Below are 15388 nucleotides of genomic sequence, written 5' to 3'. Positions count from 1 at the left end.
TGGAAGACTTATCTATCTCAAACCTGTTAAAAAACAAAAAACTATCGAAAGCATTTTCATTTCAAAAATTAAACTTCTTCTTTCAATGTTTATCATACAAGTGCAAGAAGCATGGCATTGCGTATGTAAAAGCTGATAAATGGTTCGCTTCAAGCAAGATTTGTTCATGTTGCGGAGTAAAATACGACCATTCAGTTCAACCAGAAGGACAGTGGAGTTTAAAAATACGTGAGTGGTGTTGTGTTTCATGCAATAGCCATCACGATAGGGATGTAAATGCATCGATAAATTTATCAAGATGGGTAAAATTAAATGCTTGATAATAGGAGGTAACGATACTGCCTCGTGTGGAGTGTTATACCCCTCGTCCCTTTGGGGCTGCGAGAACACGATGAAGCACTAACTTGTGTAAATTTGATTGAATTGTATAGATTTAGTTAAGTTTATCGTATCGGATAATATGGTATATATGATGTTTTATTACGGAACACTATTTCTTATACTCGGTATTGCAGTATTTCTGTTTATTATGGCTGGGTCACGAAAAATTAGGAATAAAAATCTTTCATTCGTATTGATCGGTTTAGGGATAAATATACTTGCAAGTCCAATGGCACTTTTTATAGGGGTGATGGCAACAGATTCACCGTATAGTACGAGACTAGATTTTTGGAAAGGTTTTTTCTTTATTCAAGGAATACCTCTTTGCTTACTACTAATAGCTTTCATTTGGTGGCTTATTCGCCCGCCAAAAGTAACGGTTCAAACGAGTATTGAAAAAGAACTTGAACAAAATAGTAAAAGCACTAAGAAAAAAGCCACACGGAGACGTCACATTACTGCCTTACGTATCGTAATTCCAATTATTTTAGTAGTAGGCTGTTTGTCTTACATTTTGTATTTACAGGACATTACACTTAAAAAAAGTCATTCTCCAAATAATAAAAATACGATTAAAGTAATGAAACTAGATTCAGACTCTTCTCTTGGTCCCACTCCCGTCAGAATTAAATACGGCTTATGGGAACATTTTGACACAAGTATTGCAAATGACGGGGAACGTCTCGACTCCTCAGATGTTTCCGTAAATTGGAAAGATGATTATGAGGCAACGATAACGCTACGAGAAAAAGAATCCGTACCTGAAGTTGTGGAATTTAACATATCAAATAAATCCAATGGTCCTGTTTTTAAGAAGGTACAAAAAGTGGTCAGTTCCTTTACCTTTCAAAAAAGTGAATCTCCAAATCTCATAAATATTATCGAGCTTAGAGAAACAATAAAATCAAAAGGTCCAAGTCCCAGCTCAACTGTAAGAATCTATTATGGGAAAAGAGGTAGCATTTTAGAAAAATATAAAGAGGTCACTCTTAAGGAAATGTATACGACAGACAACTTCAATATCAATTGGAGAAACGATGAACAAGTACAGGTAGAAGTAATAGAGGAAAATGTAGTAACAACTAGCATCGTGATTGATGTGTCAAAGTAAGTTTTTTTCACATGTTATAACTGTTTTCTACCTGGCACTTGAGAGATACATAGTATTTACAAACAAAAAGATTTATTGACATGATGTGCCCCCTCTTTCTTTACAATACATTTACACTATCTTAACATTACTTACATTATTTATATGATATATTTATATAGAATCTACTTAAGAAATTTCATGTATGTTGTAATCTCTTATCTAATTAACAAGAGATTATGTTTATATTTTTATACCAGGGGTGAATGAGGATGACTGAAACTTTAAAAACACTTATAATGCTTGATATTACTTACGTTGTTATAGCAATTATGACGGTACTGGTATTTGTATACTTGGAATTAAAATCTCAGTAACGTATGCAGACTTCGCATTTAAATATAGTTAGAAGAAAACGAGGAGAAATTTGTTTCTCCTCGTTTTTTTATTTCAACAAATCCAATGTATGTAAAAGTAATCCTTTGTCCCCTACTTCCCCATGACCAGGCACTACTGCATTTATATTTCCATATCGCTTCAGCACATTCTCAATCGATGTAGACCATTCATTTACATAAGCATCAGCGACGTTTCCTAAATCTTTAGCGGACGCTGATTTCACTAAACAGCCTCCAGCTAAAATATTGTATTGCGGTAACCATACGACAATATTATCTTCTGTATGTCCTTTCCCTGGATAGAACGTTTCTACTTTCATATTTCCAAACTTCAAATTCGTAATGCTCCGTAAGTCTCCAAGCGGTTCTTCATATCCATTTTTCTTTGCTAGTTCTGCAGTCAATGTCGTACTATGCGCTTTAATGCCTCTTTCTTTCAACGTTTTTATTCCGCCAATTCGATCAGCGTGCGCATGTGTAATAATGACATCCGTTACACGCTTCTTAAATTTCTTTTCTACCATCTCTATTAATTCCTTCGTTAACTTATCATCCCAAGAAGAATCGACTAGTACTAACCCTTTAGAAGTAGTAAGAACTAGCCCGTTCGAAGGAACTGCTTCTCCGTTAAAATAACCTAACTCCGTATGAACCCATACATGCTTGTTTAACTGAGAAATTGAAATGGTTCCTGACTCATTTTTCACTACTTTTTGCTCTAGCTTTTGTTCCGCTTTCACAGAAGAAATTGTACTAACGAGTTGAGTTGCTCCTAGTAAACTTACACATACCCCTACTTTTAATAATGTATTTTTCATTTTCTCCACCCTTTCTTTCAAACGAAATAGTTATTACCTATATTAGACAATTCATTTTAAATGTTTGTTCCATCTTTACTTGTATATTTTTATGTAAGTAACAAAAAAGCGTACAAAATTTTGTACACTTTAAAACTTAACCTTTTATTCCATAATTCTCAAACTCTTCCCCGTTCCCATAAAATACATTCAAATCAATATACTTCTCTTTTCCATTATAACCATTTAATCTCCCACGGTTCGTGTATTGCCAAAACGTCCACTTTCTCTCATCAGATAAACTCGGTTTTGTAAAGACACTACGAATCCATATATCACATTGGGGATACGTTTCCTTTATATATAAATCATATGCCTCTTGAGTTGCATACAATATTACTTTCTTACCGTAATGTTTTTCTAACATTTCAATCATGATTGACAACTCTTTCACAACATCTTCACGCTTAGGGGGATTATCTTTTTTGTCAGCATAAAACTCAACATCAATTACGGGTGGCAATGCTTGTTTATATTTTGGAACAGTTCGTATATATTGCTCTGCTTGTGTTTCACCCTTACTATCAAAACTAAAAAAATGATACGCTCCGACGCGCATACTTGTCTTATTCGCATTCGTCCAATTTTTCGAAAAGTACTTGTCCACAAACGCACTTCCTTCAGTAGCCTTTATAAACGCAAACTTCATATTTTGCTTTTCCAACTCCCTCCAATCTATATCACCTTGATACGATGCGACATCTACGCCTTTTATTTCATACTTATCCGCACTTATTTGATTCGGAATAAATATACCGTAAAAAACTAAGTAAGCGACAATACTCATTACACTAATTAAGGTAAAGACTCCTCCTATAATAAGCTTCTTTTTCATCCGTATCCCCCATCTTTACACATTAATATCCCACTTACCATTCACGTTTTTTATTAATCCTCATTTTTTCTTCAAAAGCCTTCCCTAAATCAATTTCTAACTTGTTTGCTAAATCACATACATTCCAAATGACATCAAACATTTCTAAACCAATCTCTCTTTTCGAATCTTGTATTTTATCACGCTTTAATATAACTTCCGCTAATTCACCCAATTCCGCCATCGTATACATCGTACGCTCTTCAATCGTTGTATCTTGAAATCCTTTTTCTTTACTGAAATTTAATACATATCTCTGGAATTCCACAATATTCATACTTAATCTCCCTTCATAATAAATACTCCATTTTTCTATTACACTTAAAATCTATTTTGTTAAATTATAACATTCATACTATAATTTATTTATAGCCCTATAACGGAGGTGTTTTCAATGACTCTCTTCGCTTCCCCATCATTATTCATACTAGCAATCATTTCATTTACACTAGCCTATTTCATCGGAGTAAAACAATACACTTGGCTCTTATCAGGATTCAACGAAAGCCGTGTACCAGACAAAATAAAGTTATCAAAAATAGTTGGTCTTTATAATTTAATTGCCGGTGTTATCGCCACAATTGGCAGTGTCTTCACTACTCCTAATACAAAAATCTTATTTCCTATCATTATAATTGGCCACGTTATAATCGCTGCCTATGTAAATACACGCATGGTACAGTGAAAAAAGACCATCCAATCGGATGATCTTTTTTACAATTTATCAACATATTGCTTTGCTTCTAGTATAGAAAACCCAAAAGCCTCTCTTACTCTTTTAACTGCTGTTACTGTTTTTCCTTCTTCCATAAGCTGACGCAACTCTTTATTAATTTCAGGTTCTCTATCTACAATTTCCATTTCTTTCGTAATTAGCTGTAATCTATCTTCCATTCTCTTTAAACGTGCATCCGTTTTCTTTTCGATTCTATTTAATTTTTCAACGATATAAATAAACCCAAAGACCGCTATCGGTATGATCATCCAAAATTCCATGACTATTCCTCCTCATTAGCTTTCATTTGTTTTATTTCACTAACTTATGTAAATTTTACCACAGGACACATTTAATGTATAATAGTAATATACAACACTGTTGATAAAACCTTTTATTTTAGGGGGACACATTATGAAAAGATTTTTTAAGACGTTACTACAATTTGTAGTTCTTTCATTTGCACTACATTTATTATTTGATATCGTTGGCTGGCTTGTTTTCAATGCGCCAATTCAAAACAAACAAGTTATCATTTCCTTACTAACAACTTCATGGCTTATGTACATGTACCGAGATAAATTTTTTAAAACATTCACTTCGAATTAACTAAAAAACTTCATCGATAAAAGATGAAGTTTTTTCTTTTTCTCTCTATTTACTACTGTATAATAGAACTAACATTCTGTCTTTTTAAGAAAGGAGTCACTATGAACTTAAAAAGTAACAATATATCCGAAAAAATGAACCAATATTCCGTTGCAGGTTTAAGTCTTGCCATTATACGTGATGGCACACTAGATGAAGTCGCTGCCTTTGGAACACTTGAATCTGGGACCACTAGAACTGTCACTACGGATTCTATATTCAACTCTTGTTCAATTAGTAAATTCATCACTACACTGCTCGTACTAACGTTATCAGATCAAGGAATCATACATTTAGATGAAGATGTAAATGATAGCCTTACATCTTGGAACATACCTACCACTCTATTTACCTCACAGAAAAAAGTCACGTTGCGAAATTTATTAAGTCACCAATCTGGAATTATTGACCCTCCTAATAGTTTTGAACATTATACATTTGCACAAGGGCGACCAAACATGTCTGAACTCCTTGCCGGTAAAACATCCTATTGCCCAGTACCGATAGAAATAACTTATAAACCAGAAAGCGAATTTCACTACTCCGATGCAAACTTTTGTATTATTGAACTACTACTTGAAGATATAACTGGAAAACCATTCAACCTTTTACTTGAAGAATATATCATTCAGCCACTCCAGCTAAAGAATAGTACAGTATTCTCTCCTGAAGATATAAATAAAATGGAGACCTTTGCTTGCGGGCATAATAAAAATGGCACCGTTACAAATGAAAAGTATCCATTTTATCCATTCGCAGCTTCTTCAGGTATTTGGACAACACCAACAGACTTATCAGCTTTAGTAATTGAAATCATTCATTCCTTACAAAGAAAGGGCAAACTAAAACTTTCTCAAAAATTAATACAAGATATGATTTCTCCTCAAGGTTGCTCAAAATGGACTGGATTAGGAGTTTTTCTAGATGATTCGAATGAAGGCTTACAAATGCATTCACTTGGATGGGGCGTGGGATTTCAATGTATGCTGATATGCTATCCATACCGAGGTAATGGTGCCATTATTATGACAAACACTGACATAGGCGTTCATCAAATGGAAGGGATTATTGGTGAAGTGTTAAAAACGTTATCCTTATAATGAAAAGAAAGAAGCTGTTCCTTCCAGCTTCTTTCTTTATATTATATTTTTCGCAACAATTTTTATATGTTCTGGCGCAATAATCTCCGTTATACTTTCTTGGAAATCTTCCTGCAACATTTCTTCAACATGTTCTAACTGCACTTCAACATGTGTGCATTCTAAATTATGTATATTTAATAATGCATAATGATCTTTTTTCTTAATTACTAAATATTGATTTTCCTCTGTTACAAGTACCGAACCTAATCGTACTCCTAGTAGGCGTTGATCATCAAACTTCACAACCATTTCCCCCTTCCTTAATCCAAAGCGTGATTTCTATGTAATAAAATAACATTTTAGGTAATCTATTCTTTATAAACTATATCACAATTTATTAAAATATAAATATCATATTTCTTTTTACTAAAAATCCCTATTCTTTCATATATTTCGATACAAAAAACTTTCTCAACATAAAATTAGAATTTTCAGTTTTTATTATCATGAAAATCTATTATAATAAAGTTAATAAATGTTTGACCTCTCCTAATTCATGTACATATGGATGATCAGTAGCTGCTGTTGCTACTGATCTATTTTTTTGCTCCATATCTTCAATGATAGTTCTTTATTTTATTCGCCAAGCCATTAATTCATCAGTTCAATCTAATAAAGGCTTAGTAATGCTAATCCTAAACCCTCTCCTCATAAAATATAATTCTATTTAAAAACGGATCAATCACAGTTAATTCCATTGTATCCCACGGTGTTCCCTCTATATCAGGTTTTGAATACGCATATTCTTTATTCAATAATATAGAATGATAACCCTCTACATTATCTATTTTGACCCGAATCGCACCACCTGGCGAAGCATCCCCATGATGCTCTGATAAATGTATTACAGCATCATGTAACGAAATTTGCATATATAATGGCATATGTTCCTCATACCGATGTTCCCAATCCAGTTTAAATCCTAAAAAATCTATGTAAAATAGCTTTGCTTTTTCAATATCAAAAATTCTAAATATAGGTGTAATCATTTATAATCTCCTCCTATTTATAAACATCTGCCGCCAGTTCCCTCAAAACATCCACATTCACTACTTCAAAGCAACCATTGTTCTTCTTTATAATCTCTTTATCACAAAAAATATTTAATGTACGTAATAGGTGTCGATAACTCGTTCCTAACAATTCAGCTGTTTCCGTTAAATTCCCACTAAACACAATTCTATTTCCATGCTGCACCGCTCGTTCCCCGGCTGCTAACATGTAACTCGCAAGTCTATTTTCAAGTGGATATAGTAAATTAATTGTACTGTTTTTTGAAAGTCGATTTAATTTATGTGCTAATGATCCGCAAATACATCGTAAAAATTTCGCATCATGAAATAGTTGATTTCTCACTTTTCCTAAAGGTAAACCAACACAATATGAATCTGCCATCACTTGTACGTTTGAAGCAGTCTTTTGAGAATGAATTAACTCCACATCCCCTAACAGCTGCAAGCTATCATAAAAACATAACAATACAGATTTCCCGTTACTTAATGTATTAAACGCTTTCGCTTTTCCTTCAACGAAGAAAAATAAATAATCTATCTCTTCATTTTCTCTACAAATAAACTCATTCTTTTTAAAAAATATGAGTTCCATATACGGTTTCATATCATTACTAAAAAAAGAGTCAATATTATTTTGTTTCATATAATTTGCTAATTTAATTGAATTACATACTTTTTTCATAGTTCCCCCGCCTTTACAACTCATCCCCATTGTAATCAAAATTTTCTTCTTCCACTATGACATATGTCATAGTAATACACAATTTCAGCATGATACATTCATTACAAATATGAAATACAAAGGGGATATTACATTGTATAACTTTCTTTCTGTCTTTATTGGTGTGCTCATCGCCGTTATGCTTCCATTGAATGGGATTTTATCTGAATTAATTGGCAAGTATACAGCAAGCGTTGTCATTCACCTTGTCGGTTTAATTGCAGTTATTTTCGTTTTAATCATAAACAAAAATAAAATTCGTTTCGATAAAGGTATTCCACTTTTTCTATATAGTGCTGGAGCAATTGGGGTATTCACTGTTCTTTTTAATAATATAAGTTTCTCTGTCCTTGGTGCCTCTATTACGATCGCATTAAGTTTACTTGGTCAATCCATTGCTTCCATCGTTATTGATCATTTCGGCTTATTAGGAATGAAAGTTGCAAAGTTTGAAAAGAAAAAACTAATTGGATTATGTTTCATCTCTTCCGGAATTATAATCATGACAATTTATTAATGGAGGCAGAAAAATGTTATATATTACGATCGCTATTTTAGCTGGTGTTTCTATCGTTGTGGCTAGAATTATTAACGCGAATTTAGCAAAGGAAATCGGAAATTGGGAAGGCACATTTTTTAATTATATTACTGGATTATTTTTCTCTATGTTATTTTTAATTTTCAGCTCAGATTCATTGTATATTCCAATGCAGACGTTACAATCTATTCCTATCGCTGTGTACTTAGGCGGATTAGTAGGCGTTATCGTCATCTCTTTATCGAACTATATTACTCCTAAAATATCAGCATTTTATTTAACGTTACTCATCTTTATCGGACAATTATTTGCGGGGACTATCATTGATTTCATCTTGTCACACGAACTCTCTATGGGCAAAGTTGTCGGTGGTATTTTCGTACTAATCGGGCTCACTTACAATTTACTCGTGGATCGTCCGATAAAAACTGTGAAGCATAACCAAGTTCAACTATAATACTTTGTGCTTACCTATCATATATTAATAGAAACACTCTTCATACGAAGTAATAGAGAGGAGAATATTCTATTAAGAAAATCATTTTACTGCTAGGTAGTGCCTTGATTATTTTTGGTATCGTATGGTTTTTCAACTCTGGAAAATCTATTCAAGATTTCTATACAGCAAATAAACCAAAGAAGAAAGCTACTATCATTTCAACGCAAAGAGACCCAAATGAGCCCCCTGTCTTTTTAGGAAAACAGGAAATAAAAGATATACATGTCGAGTCAATTAAAACAAAAAAGGATATCTTTCTCACGAAAACAGATGAATTAAAAACTTTCATTAACAGTATGGATACCGCCAAAAAAGGAAAATTAACATTAGATGAAGAAGGGGCAGATTTAATAGATTGTGATATGTGGATTACTTTCGAAGATGGAACTTATAAAAAATATTTCATATGGGTAGTTGACCATCACAACAACGAAGTGATGATTGCTCAGCAAGATACTCCTGATGATGTAAACCTTACGTATTATCAATTAAATGAAGATAATTCAAAAAAAGTTTATAACTTGTTTAAAAAAATTATTTAAACGAAACAGTCATGAGCAAATGAGCTCATGACTGTTTGCACTATATATATTCTGGGAACACTTTACATCCCTTTTCCTGTTCTATATCATGTCCAAAGAAAACAATCGGCTTCTCTTTCATTACAACTTCTTTTAAACGTTTAATTGAAGATAAAGCTAATTCTGGATCAAATCCAGCAAACGGCACTTCATCTTCAAAATTCTCTTTCGTATAAGATGCATCAATCGTTAATAATACAGGACCAGATTTTTCTGTCTTAATTAATAGTGACTGATGCCCCGGAGTATGTCCTGGTGTATGCAATAATTGAACTCCTGGTACTACTTCATAATCCCCTTCAATGATTTTGTAGTTTAAATTCGGCAATTTACATTCTTTCATATATTCTTCACTATGTTGTGCCGCCTCATATTCAGCACGCTGTACAAAGATTGGTGTATTTATAAATGCGCCATTTCCTCCTGCATGATCAAAATGCAAGTGAGAACTAATAATATAAAGAAGGTCTTCCGGCTCATAACCAACCCGTTTTAAAATATTCACGATTCTATCTTCTTCAGTCATTTTCGGTAAAATCTGCCCTTCTACAAATGTCCCTTCAAACAAGTTTTCATTATTAACCGCACTTTCTGGCATACCTGTATCTACTAAAATAAGCCCCTCTTCTGTCTCCAAAAGATAACACCATACAGGTAAATTCAATAAATTCCCCGGCGAAAGCGTACTATTAACAGAAGAATGATCTAACATACAACGGCCTGCTGGGATGAAATAAAGCTTCTTTACTGTCATTATGTATCCACCTTTACATTTAATTTGAGATAAAGTAACACAGTAAAAAATTCCTCCTGTTAGAAATAAACTCCTTCTCTTCTTTCAATGTTTCAACTATTATTTTTGAGTCATTCACAAATTCTCCTTATATTATTAATTTCTATTCGTTATTTCCCTAAAAATTGAGAGTAAGAAATCAACTGTTTGTATTTTGAAATATGAAAAGAATATACCCTTAAACGAATGTTACATATAAAAGAACCGACTTCCTATAAGTTGAGGAAAGGAGTCGGTTCTTTTTTATTTATTATTGCTCTTTATGTGCGGCGAACTGAGATTATAAAAGGTAATATGCTATTGTTTTTCCACTGTAATATTTCCGTTATGTGTGTTTAATTTAATTACATTTTCTCCTTTTCCAATAACCGTATTTCCATTATATTTATCAAGGATATTCGCTCTACCATTGTCAACACCAACATTAAATTGAACATTAGTTGGTTCTTTTTCAGTTGCAATATTAATTTTTCCATTGTGAGTCGTAAAATTGAGATTTCGATCCAATTCATTCGTTTTCAGAGTAAGACTTCCATTTTTAGTTTGCCCCTCTATTTCACCTTCAACATGGTCTAGTATTATTCGTCCATTGTTCGATTTCACATGAATATTTTGTGCCAATACATCTTTGAAATCCATAATTCCATTGTTTGTTTCTGCGATAATTTTTGGCGAATTGATTTCTCTTAATTCAACACGTCCATTGCTTGTATTGATATTAAAATGGGTTGCGTTTAGTTTTTTAGCAGCAACGTAGCCATTATTATTGGAAACTTTTAATGAATCATATTGTTTTTCGGGTAGATACACATTTAATGTTAATGGCGCCAATACTTCAGAAATATTAAAGTTGAACCAGCTCTGTTGTTTTTCTTTGTAAGAAATGAGAAGCGTTGAATCTTCCTCATCCGTAGCTAATGTTCTTTTTACGTTTGGATTGACCTCGCCATCTAATTTCACTTTCACGTTACTATCTGTTGTAGGATTGATGTTAACACGAACGTTATTCGTATCGATAATGACGCTTGACACATTATTATTATTAATGACCTTTTCTTCTGAAATTGGTACTGCAGCAATTGAACGATAAGTGAATAAACTTCCGATAATACCAATAATGAAAATAATACCTGCAATGATTGAAAGACTCTTTTTATTTATCATGCTTCAAACCACCTTTTACTAATGCTATATTGAACTTTAAATAACGAACAAATCCATTCTTTGCTAGCTTCGTTAAAAATAACATAGCAATAACAATGAAATATCCAAGTCCACAAAGTGCTAAAGAAATAAAAAGATTAAATAGTAAGAATGTATTTGGATGTATAATAGTATCAACTAAAACAAGTAATGGTGCACCTAAAAATGAGATACCTAGAACCCATCCTGAAAAAATCAATGCCGCTAATGTAATTGCAGGTGCAAGCACGATTAACAAATTGAAAAAACCTAATCCAATTACTGCCCAAATTGCCCGGAAAACATTTCCTGTTGTCGCACTTGTTGTTACTTTCTCAATATGATAATCTGCTAATAACTCTTTGGCAATTTGAGCTGGAGAACCTAATGAAGCTGCAATTTCTTCTTCGCTTTTCCCTTCCTCTAATCCGAAAGTAAAATGTTCTTCATAATCTTTTAAAATATCTGCACGCTCTTTATCAGATAACCTTTTTAGAGATACATTTAATTGTTGTAAAAATTTATCTTTCGTCATTACGTACACCTTCTTTAATTAATTGATTGACACCTTGTGAAAACTCATTCCATTCCTCCAAAAGTTGATACAAATACGTTCTACCTTTATCCGTCAGTGTATAGTACTTTCTTGAAGGCCCTTCTGAAGACTCCTGTAAATACGTTGTAAAATATTCTTCTTTAGTTAATCTACGAAGTAGCGGATAAACAGACCCTTCTGATATTTCAATTTGATTGGAAATACTTCGAACTAATTCATACCCATAACGGTCTTGCTTCTCAAGTAAGACAAGAACACAAAGTTCTAAAACTCCTTTTTTAAATTGTACATTCAATATTCATTCACCCTATTCTAATTGACATCCACTACTGTTTATTATTCAGTACTGTTTTATAATAAGTAACTACAAGTATAATATAACAGTTAGTATTGTTCAATGCAAGGTACACTGGAAAAATAAGTATACCTTGCATCCGACGCTTATAAAATCAAAACGATGGCTGATCCTCTCCAGTCACAAAGTTCTAAATGAGGCAGAAACAGGTCTTTTACAATATGGACAGAACTCAACTTTTTTACATAATGACACTTTACCTACTATAATAAAGGAGAAAAACTCTTACTTTAATGGAGGGAATACAAATGAAAGCAATTGGTTTACATGAATACTTACCTATTGAAGAAGAAAACAGTTTAATTGATATTGAAGTTGAAAGACCTGTTGCTACAGGAAGAGATATACTCGTTAAAATTAACGCTATTTCCGTTAACCCGGTTGATACAAAAGTTCGCTCTCCGAAAGATAAAAAAGAAGATGTAGCGAAAATACTTGGCTGGGATGCTAGTGGTGTCGTCGTACAAACTGGCGAAGGTTGTACGTTATTTAAAGAAGGCGACGAAGTGTTTTATGCTGGAAGCATTACGAGACAAGGTACATATAGTGAATACCACTTAGTTGATGAAAGAATCGTTGGTAAGAAACCTAAAACGTTAAATGATGCTGAAGCTGCAGCAATTCCTTTAACAGCTATTACAGCTTGGGAAGGTTTATTTGAACGTTTAGGTATTGATTATAATAAGAAAGATGAGAATACATTTAAAAACATTTTAATTATAGGCGGTGCTGGTGGTGTTGGCTCGATTGCCATTCAACTGGCGAAATGGGCTGGATTGAATGTAATTACAACTGCATCCCGCACTGAAACGATACACTGGGTTGAAAAATTCGGTGCTGATTATATTATTAACCATCACCAACCTTTACAAGATCAAATATTAGAGTTTGGGCTAAAAGATGTAGATTATATTTTCTGCTTAAACAATACAGATCAACATTGGCAAGCAATATGTGAGCTTATTAAACCACAAGGAAAAATTTGCTCTATCGTAGAAAATGAGCACCCTCTTGAGATGGGTATTTTAAAAAGCAAAAGTGCTGCACTCGTTTGGGAGTTTATGTTCACAAAAGCAATGTATGAAACTGGCGATATGATTACGCAACATGAACTATTAAATAAAGTAAGTGAACTACTAGATGAAGGCATTTTAAAAACTACTTTAAATGAAACATTCACACCAATTAACGCTGAAAATGTAAAGAAAGCACATGCACTGCTTGAAAGAGGAAGTACAATTGGGAAAATCGTTTTAGAAAAGTTTTAATAACAAAAAGTCCGATTTCCAAATGAGAAATCGGACTTTTTACTATCTTTATTTACTTGAAATCTCTTGATTATTTTGAACGTCTAACGGAGGTCGTTTCCCTATTCCGAAAGCATAGAAACTAATTGTTACGATAGCTAAGAAAACAATACCTACAACTAGTGAAATGCGCGTATCATCGTTAAACCACATTCCAATTAATACCATAATTAAAAAGGCAATTGTTAAATAGTTTGTAACAGGAGCAAATGGCATTTTGAACGGATGATCTTTCATCTCTGCCCCTTTTGCTTTTCTAAAATTAATTTGACTAATTAAAATGACGAACCATGGCACCATACCAGGGAGTACGCTCGCACTATATACATATACGAATAAGTTTTTCGGTGCAATATAACTTAATACAACACCGACCGCTAAACCGATAATTACGCCAACTGTACCGAACAAAGGCACACCATTTCCAGAAAGTTTCGTGAAATATTTCGGCGCTTGTCCATTTACACCTAACGTATACAGCATACGCCCCGCACTATAAATACCACTATTACAACCAGACATTGCCGCTGTAATAACAACGAAGTTAATAAGTCCAGCTGCTGCCGTAATACCAACTTTCGCAAAAGTTGCTACGAATGGACTACCAATTGTACTTAATTGATCCCACGGATACACAGTTACAATAACGAAAATAGCACCAATATAGAATATTAAAATACGCCAAATTGTACTTTGAATCGCTCTTGTAAGTGTCTTCTTCGGATCCTTCGCCTCACCAGCAGTAATCCCGATTAATTCCACACCTTGGTATGCACCAACTACAAGTGATAATGCAAAGAAGAATCCTGAAAAACCACCTGTAAAGAAACCACCATTTGCCCAAAGATTAGATATGCCAATCGCTTCTCCACCGTTACCAATTCCAAAGAAAATAAGTCCAAATCCCGCAATAATCATTAATAGAATCGTAACGATTTTAATCATCGCAAACCAAAATTCAAATTCACCAAATGACTTAACAGAAATTAAGTTAGCTGCGCCAAGAATAACCATCGCGATTACACCTGGTATCCAAGCTGGTAAGTCCGGGAACCAATATTTCATATATGCTCCAACCGCAATAATTTCTGACATCCCAACGATAACCCACTGGAACCAGTTACTCCACGCTGTCATATAGCCAGCTAACGGATGAATATACTTATGACCGAACGTCGCAAATGAACCTGTACTTGGCTCCATATACAACATTTCACCCATGGCACGCATAATGAAGAAGATAAAAATACCTGCAATTGCATACGCAAGCATTACTGACGGACCTGTCCATTTAATCGTGCTGGCTGACCCCATAAACAAGCCAACACCAATCGTTCCGCCTAAAGCAATCATTTGAATATGACGTGCTTCTAAGCCTCTTTTCAATTCTTTGTTTGCCACTTCATTTCCCCCTCTTAGATGATTCATAGCCGCATTTTAAAACAAGATGCTTTCCCCTAATTCCTTTCGGCCTGAAAATGATGAAGCAAACATCATTTTAGACTAACTTTAAAGCTATCCTAAAATCGTTTTTTTGCCCCTTACAAAATTCTCAAAACCTTTCATCTTCCAATATTCTATAAATCTTAAAATTACTTACCTTATATTAATTCATTTATCTGAAAAGTTCAATTATTTTTTCGGTAGATTATTATACATAAGTCTGATTAATTTTTAACTAAATTAACAATAAAATACATCTATTCAATATGATTCCGGCATGAATATTATTACAATA

General features: G+C 33.5%; 21 protein-coding genes. 9 read left to right on the top strand and 12 right to left on the bottom strand.

Translation table 11 applies throughout. The features are described 5' to 3' along the window. Together MR115_RS16005 and MR115_RS16000 are read left to right on the top strand one after the other, a co-directional pair. Positions 1–320, top strand: a 320-nt coding sequence (locus MR115_RS16005) for a transposase (protein ID WP_242241949.1), incomplete at its 5' end; no start/stop codon positions are given. Between the two features lie 140 nt (positions 321–460). Beyond that, positions 461–1492, top strand: a complete 1032-nt coding sequence (locus MR115_RS16000; protein WP_242241953.1) for an MFS transporter — start codon at positions 461–463, stop codon at positions 1490–1492. 424 nt (positions 1493–1916) lie between these two features. Here MR115_RS16000 and bla2 read toward each other — a convergent pair whose 3' ends face one another. From bla2 to MR115_RS15985, 3 genes are all read right to left on the bottom strand, one after another. Further along, positions 1917–2687 carry a BcII family subclass B1 metallo-beta-lactamase gene (bla2, locus tag MR115_RS15995; RefSeq protein ID WP_242241948.1) on the bottom strand — a complete coding sequence of 257 codons (771 nt, stop codon included), beginning with the start codon at positions 2685–2687 and terminating at the stop codon, positions 1917–1919. Positions 2688–2823: 136 nt separating this feature from the next. Beyond that, positions 2824–3561 carry a glycoside hydrolase family 25 protein gene (locus tag MR115_RS15990; RefSeq protein ID WP_242241947.1) on the bottom strand — a complete coding sequence of 246 codons (738 nt, stop codon included), beginning with the start codon at positions 3559–3561 and terminating at the stop codon, positions 2824–2826. A 34-nt stretch (positions 3562–3595) separates the two neighbouring features. Continuing rightward, positions 3596–3877: a MazG nucleotide pyrophosphohydrolase domain-containing protein gene (locus MR115_RS15985; RefSeq protein ID WP_242241946.1), complete on the bottom strand. Its 282-nt coding sequence runs from the start codon at positions 3875–3877 to the stop codon at positions 3596–3598. A 117-nt stretch (positions 3878–3994) separates the two neighbouring features. Here MR115_RS15985 and MR115_RS15980 point away from each other — a divergent pair, with 117 nt between their 5' ends. Continuing rightward, positions 3995–4285 carry a DUF3784 domain-containing protein gene (locus MR115_RS15980; RefSeq protein ID WP_242241945.1) on the top strand — a complete coding sequence of 97 codons (291 nt, stop codon included), beginning with the start codon at positions 3995–3997 and terminating at the stop codon, positions 4283–4285. A gap of 29 nt (positions 4286–4314) precedes the next feature. On the opposite strand, the gene MR115_RS15975 is transcribed toward MR115_RS15980, so the two are convergent. Then, positions 4315–4596, bottom strand: coding sequence for a hypothetical protein (locus MR115_RS15975; protein WP_242241944.1), 282 nt, complete (start codon positions 4594–4596; stop codon positions 4315–4317). A gap of 133 nt (positions 4597–4729) precedes the next feature. Here MR115_RS15975 and MR115_RS15970 point away from each other — a divergent pair, with 133 nt between their 5' ends. Then, positions 4730–4924: a hypothetical protein gene (locus MR115_RS15970; protein ID WP_242241943.1), complete on the top strand. Its 195-nt coding sequence runs from the start codon at positions 4730–4732 to the stop codon at positions 4922–4924. A 101-nt stretch (positions 4925–5025) separates the two neighbouring features. Then, positions 5026–6063, top strand: a complete 1038-nt coding sequence (locus MR115_RS15965) for a serine hydrolase domain-containing protein (protein WP_242241942.1) — start codon at positions 5026–5028, stop codon at positions 6061–6063. 36 nt (positions 6064–6099) lie between these two features. Here MR115_RS15965 and MR115_RS15960 read toward each other — a convergent pair whose 3' ends face one another. The 3 genes from MR115_RS15960 to yeiL all read right to left on the bottom strand — a co-directional run bounded on the left by MR115_RS15960 (position 6100) and on the right by yeiL (position 7800). Further along, positions 6100–6348, bottom strand: a complete 249-nt coding sequence (locus MR115_RS15960) for a hypothetical protein (RefSeq protein WP_061677634.1) — start codon at positions 6346–6348, stop codon at positions 6100–6102. Positions 6349–6740: 392 nt separating this feature from the next. After that, complete coding sequence (locus tag MR115_RS15955) at positions 6741–7094, bottom strand: glyoxalase superfamily protein (protein ID WP_242241941.1); 354 nt, start codon at positions 7092–7094, stop codon at positions 6741–6743. Positions 7095–7107: 13 nt separating this feature from the next. Beyond that, positions 7108–7800 (bottom strand): transcriptional regulator YeiL, encoded by a 693-nt coding sequence (gene yeiL / locus MR115_RS15950; RefSeq protein ID WP_242241940.1) that lies wholly within the window; start codon positions 7798–7800, stop codon positions 7108–7110. Between the two features lie 109 nt (positions 7801–7909). On the opposite strand from yeiL, the gene MR115_RS15945 reads away from it, so the two are divergent. The 3 genes from MR115_RS15945 to MR115_RS15935 all read left to right on the top strand — a co-directional run bounded on the left by MR115_RS15945 (position 7910) and on the right by MR115_RS15935 (position 9418). Then, positions 7910–8356, top strand: a complete 447-nt coding sequence (locus MR115_RS15945; RefSeq protein WP_242241939.1) for a DMT family transporter — start codon at positions 7910–7912, stop codon at positions 8354–8356. Positions 8357–8369: 13 nt separating this feature from the next. Further along, the gene (locus MR115_RS15940) at positions 8370–8834 is read left to right on the top strand and encodes a DMT family transporter (RefSeq protein WP_098870351.1); all 465 of its coding nucleotides are present in this window, start codon (positions 8370–8372) and stop codon (positions 8832–8834) included. Positions 8835–8923: 89 nt separating this feature from the next. Further along, positions 8924–9418, top strand: coding sequence for a hypothetical protein (locus tag MR115_RS15935; RefSeq protein ID WP_242241952.1), 495 nt, complete (start codon positions 8924–8926; stop codon positions 9416–9418). Positions 9419–9458: 40 nt separating this feature from the next. On the opposite strand, the gene aiiA is transcribed toward MR115_RS15935, so the two are convergent. The 4 genes from aiiA to MR115_RS15915 form a co-directional block, all read right to left on the bottom strand. Further along, positions 9459–10211, bottom strand: coding sequence for a quorum-quenching N-acyl homoserine lactonase AiiA (gene aiiA, locus MR115_RS15930; RefSeq protein WP_242241938.1), 753 nt, complete (start codon positions 10209–10211; stop codon positions 9459–9461). A 336-nt stretch (positions 10212–10547) separates the two neighbouring features. Continuing rightward, entirely contained in the window at positions 10548–11414 is an 867-nt protein-coding gene (locus tag MR115_RS15925) for a DUF4097 family beta strand repeat-containing protein (RefSeq protein WP_242241937.1), read from the bottom strand. Continuing rightward, positions 11404–11967: an HAAS signaling domain-containing protein gene (locus MR115_RS15920; RefSeq protein ID WP_132136568.1), complete on the bottom strand. Its 564-nt coding sequence runs from the start codon at positions 11965–11967 to the stop codon at positions 11404–11406. Before MR115_RS15920 ends, MR115_RS15925 begins: the two co-directional genes overlap by 11 nt. Continuing rightward, positions 11954–12283 carry a PadR family transcriptional regulator gene (locus MR115_RS15915; RefSeq protein ID WP_075311408.1) on the bottom strand — a complete coding sequence of 110 codons (330 nt, stop codon included), beginning with the start codon at positions 12281–12283 and terminating at the stop codon, positions 11954–11956. The genes MR115_RS15920 and MR115_RS15915 overlap by 14 nt, the downstream gene beginning before the upstream one ends. 308 nt (positions 12284–12591) lie before the next feature. On the opposite strand from MR115_RS15915, the gene MR115_RS15910 reads away from it, so the two are divergent. Then, a complete protein-coding gene (locus MR115_RS15910; RefSeq protein WP_242241936.1) occupies positions 12592–13611 on the top strand; it encodes a zinc-binding alcohol dehydrogenase family protein in 1020 nt (339 codons plus the stop codon). Positions 13612–13659: 48 nt separating this feature from the next. On the opposite strand, the gene MR115_RS15905 is transcribed toward MR115_RS15910, so the two are convergent. Beyond that, positions 13660–15051: an amino acid permease gene (locus tag MR115_RS15905; RefSeq protein WP_141435034.1), complete on the bottom strand. Its 1392-nt coding sequence runs from the start codon at positions 15049–15051 to the stop codon at positions 13660–13662. Positions 15052–15388: the final 337 nt, after the last annotated feature.

The organism is Bacillus cereus group sp. BfR-BA-01309, assembly GCF_022664315.1.
Lineage (GTDB): Bacteria > Bacillota > Bacilli > Bacillales > Bacillaceae_G > Bacillus_A > Bacillus_A mobilis.
The sequence above is the reverse complement of the archived record's forward strand: the minus strand, read 5'-3'. Positions and strand labels throughout refer to the sequence as shown.

Excerpts from the sequence above, each read along its gene's own strand:
- MR115_RS15970 (WP_242241943.1), top strand. The coding sequence starts at position 4,730 with ATGAAAAGATTTTTTAAGACGTTACTACAATTTGTAGTTCTTTCATTT.
- yeiL (WP_242241940.1), bottom strand. The coding sequence starts at position 7,800 with ATGAAAAAAGTATGTAATTCAATTAAATTAGCAAATTATATGAAACAA.
- MR115_RS15985 (WP_242241946.1), bottom strand. The coding sequence starts at position 3,877 with ATGAATATTGTGGAATTCCAGAGATATGTATTAAATTTCAGTAAAGAA.
- MR115_RS16000 (WP_242241953.1), top strand. The coding sequence starts at position 461 with ATGGTATATATGATGTTTTATTACGGAACACTATTTCTTATACTCGGT.
- MR115_RS15910 (WP_242241936.1), top strand. The coding sequence starts at position 12,592 with ATGAAAGCAATTGGTTTACATGAATACTTACCTATTGAAGAAGAAAAC.
- MR115_RS15990 (WP_242241947.1), bottom strand. The coding sequence starts at position 3,561 with ATGAAAAAGAAGCTTATTATAGGAGGAGTCTTTACCTTAATTAGTGTA.
- MR115_RS15980 (WP_242241945.1), top strand. The coding sequence starts at position 3,995 with ATGACTCTCTTCGCTTCCCCATCATTATTCATACTAGCAATCATTTCA.
- MR115_RS15955 (WP_242241941.1), bottom strand. The coding sequence starts at position 7,094 with ATGATTACACCTATATTTAGAATTTTTGATATTGAAAAAGCAAAGCTA.
- MR115_RS15945 (WP_242241939.1), top strand. The coding sequence starts at position 7,910 with ATGAAATACAAAGGGGATATTACATTGTATAACTTTCTTTCTGTCTTT.
- MR115_RS15920 (WP_132136568.1), bottom strand. The coding sequence starts at position 11,967 with ATGACGAAAGATAAATTTTTACAACAATTAAATGTATCTCTAAAAAGG.
- MR115_RS15925 (WP_242241937.1), bottom strand. The coding sequence starts at position 11,414 with ATGATAAATAAAAAGAGTCTTTCAATCATTGCAGGTATTATTTTCATT.
- MR115_RS15965 (WP_242241942.1), top strand. The coding sequence starts at position 5,026 with ATGAACTTAAAAAGTAACAATATATCCGAAAAAATGAACCAATATTCC.
- bla2 (WP_242241948.1), bottom strand. The coding sequence starts at position 2,687 with ATGAAAAATACATTATTAAAAGTAGGGGTATGTGTAAGTTTACTAGGA.
- MR115_RS15975 (WP_242241944.1), bottom strand. The coding sequence starts at position 4,596 with ATGGAATTTTGGATGATCATACCGATAGCGGTCTTTGGGTTTATTTAT.
- MR115_RS15940 (WP_098870351.1), top strand. The coding sequence starts at position 8,370 with ATGTTATATATTACGATCGCTATTTTAGCTGGTGTTTCTATCGTTGTG.
- aiiA (WP_242241938.1), bottom strand. The coding sequence starts at position 10,211 with ATGACAGTAAAGAAGCTTTATTTCATCCCAGCAGGCCGTTGTATGTTA.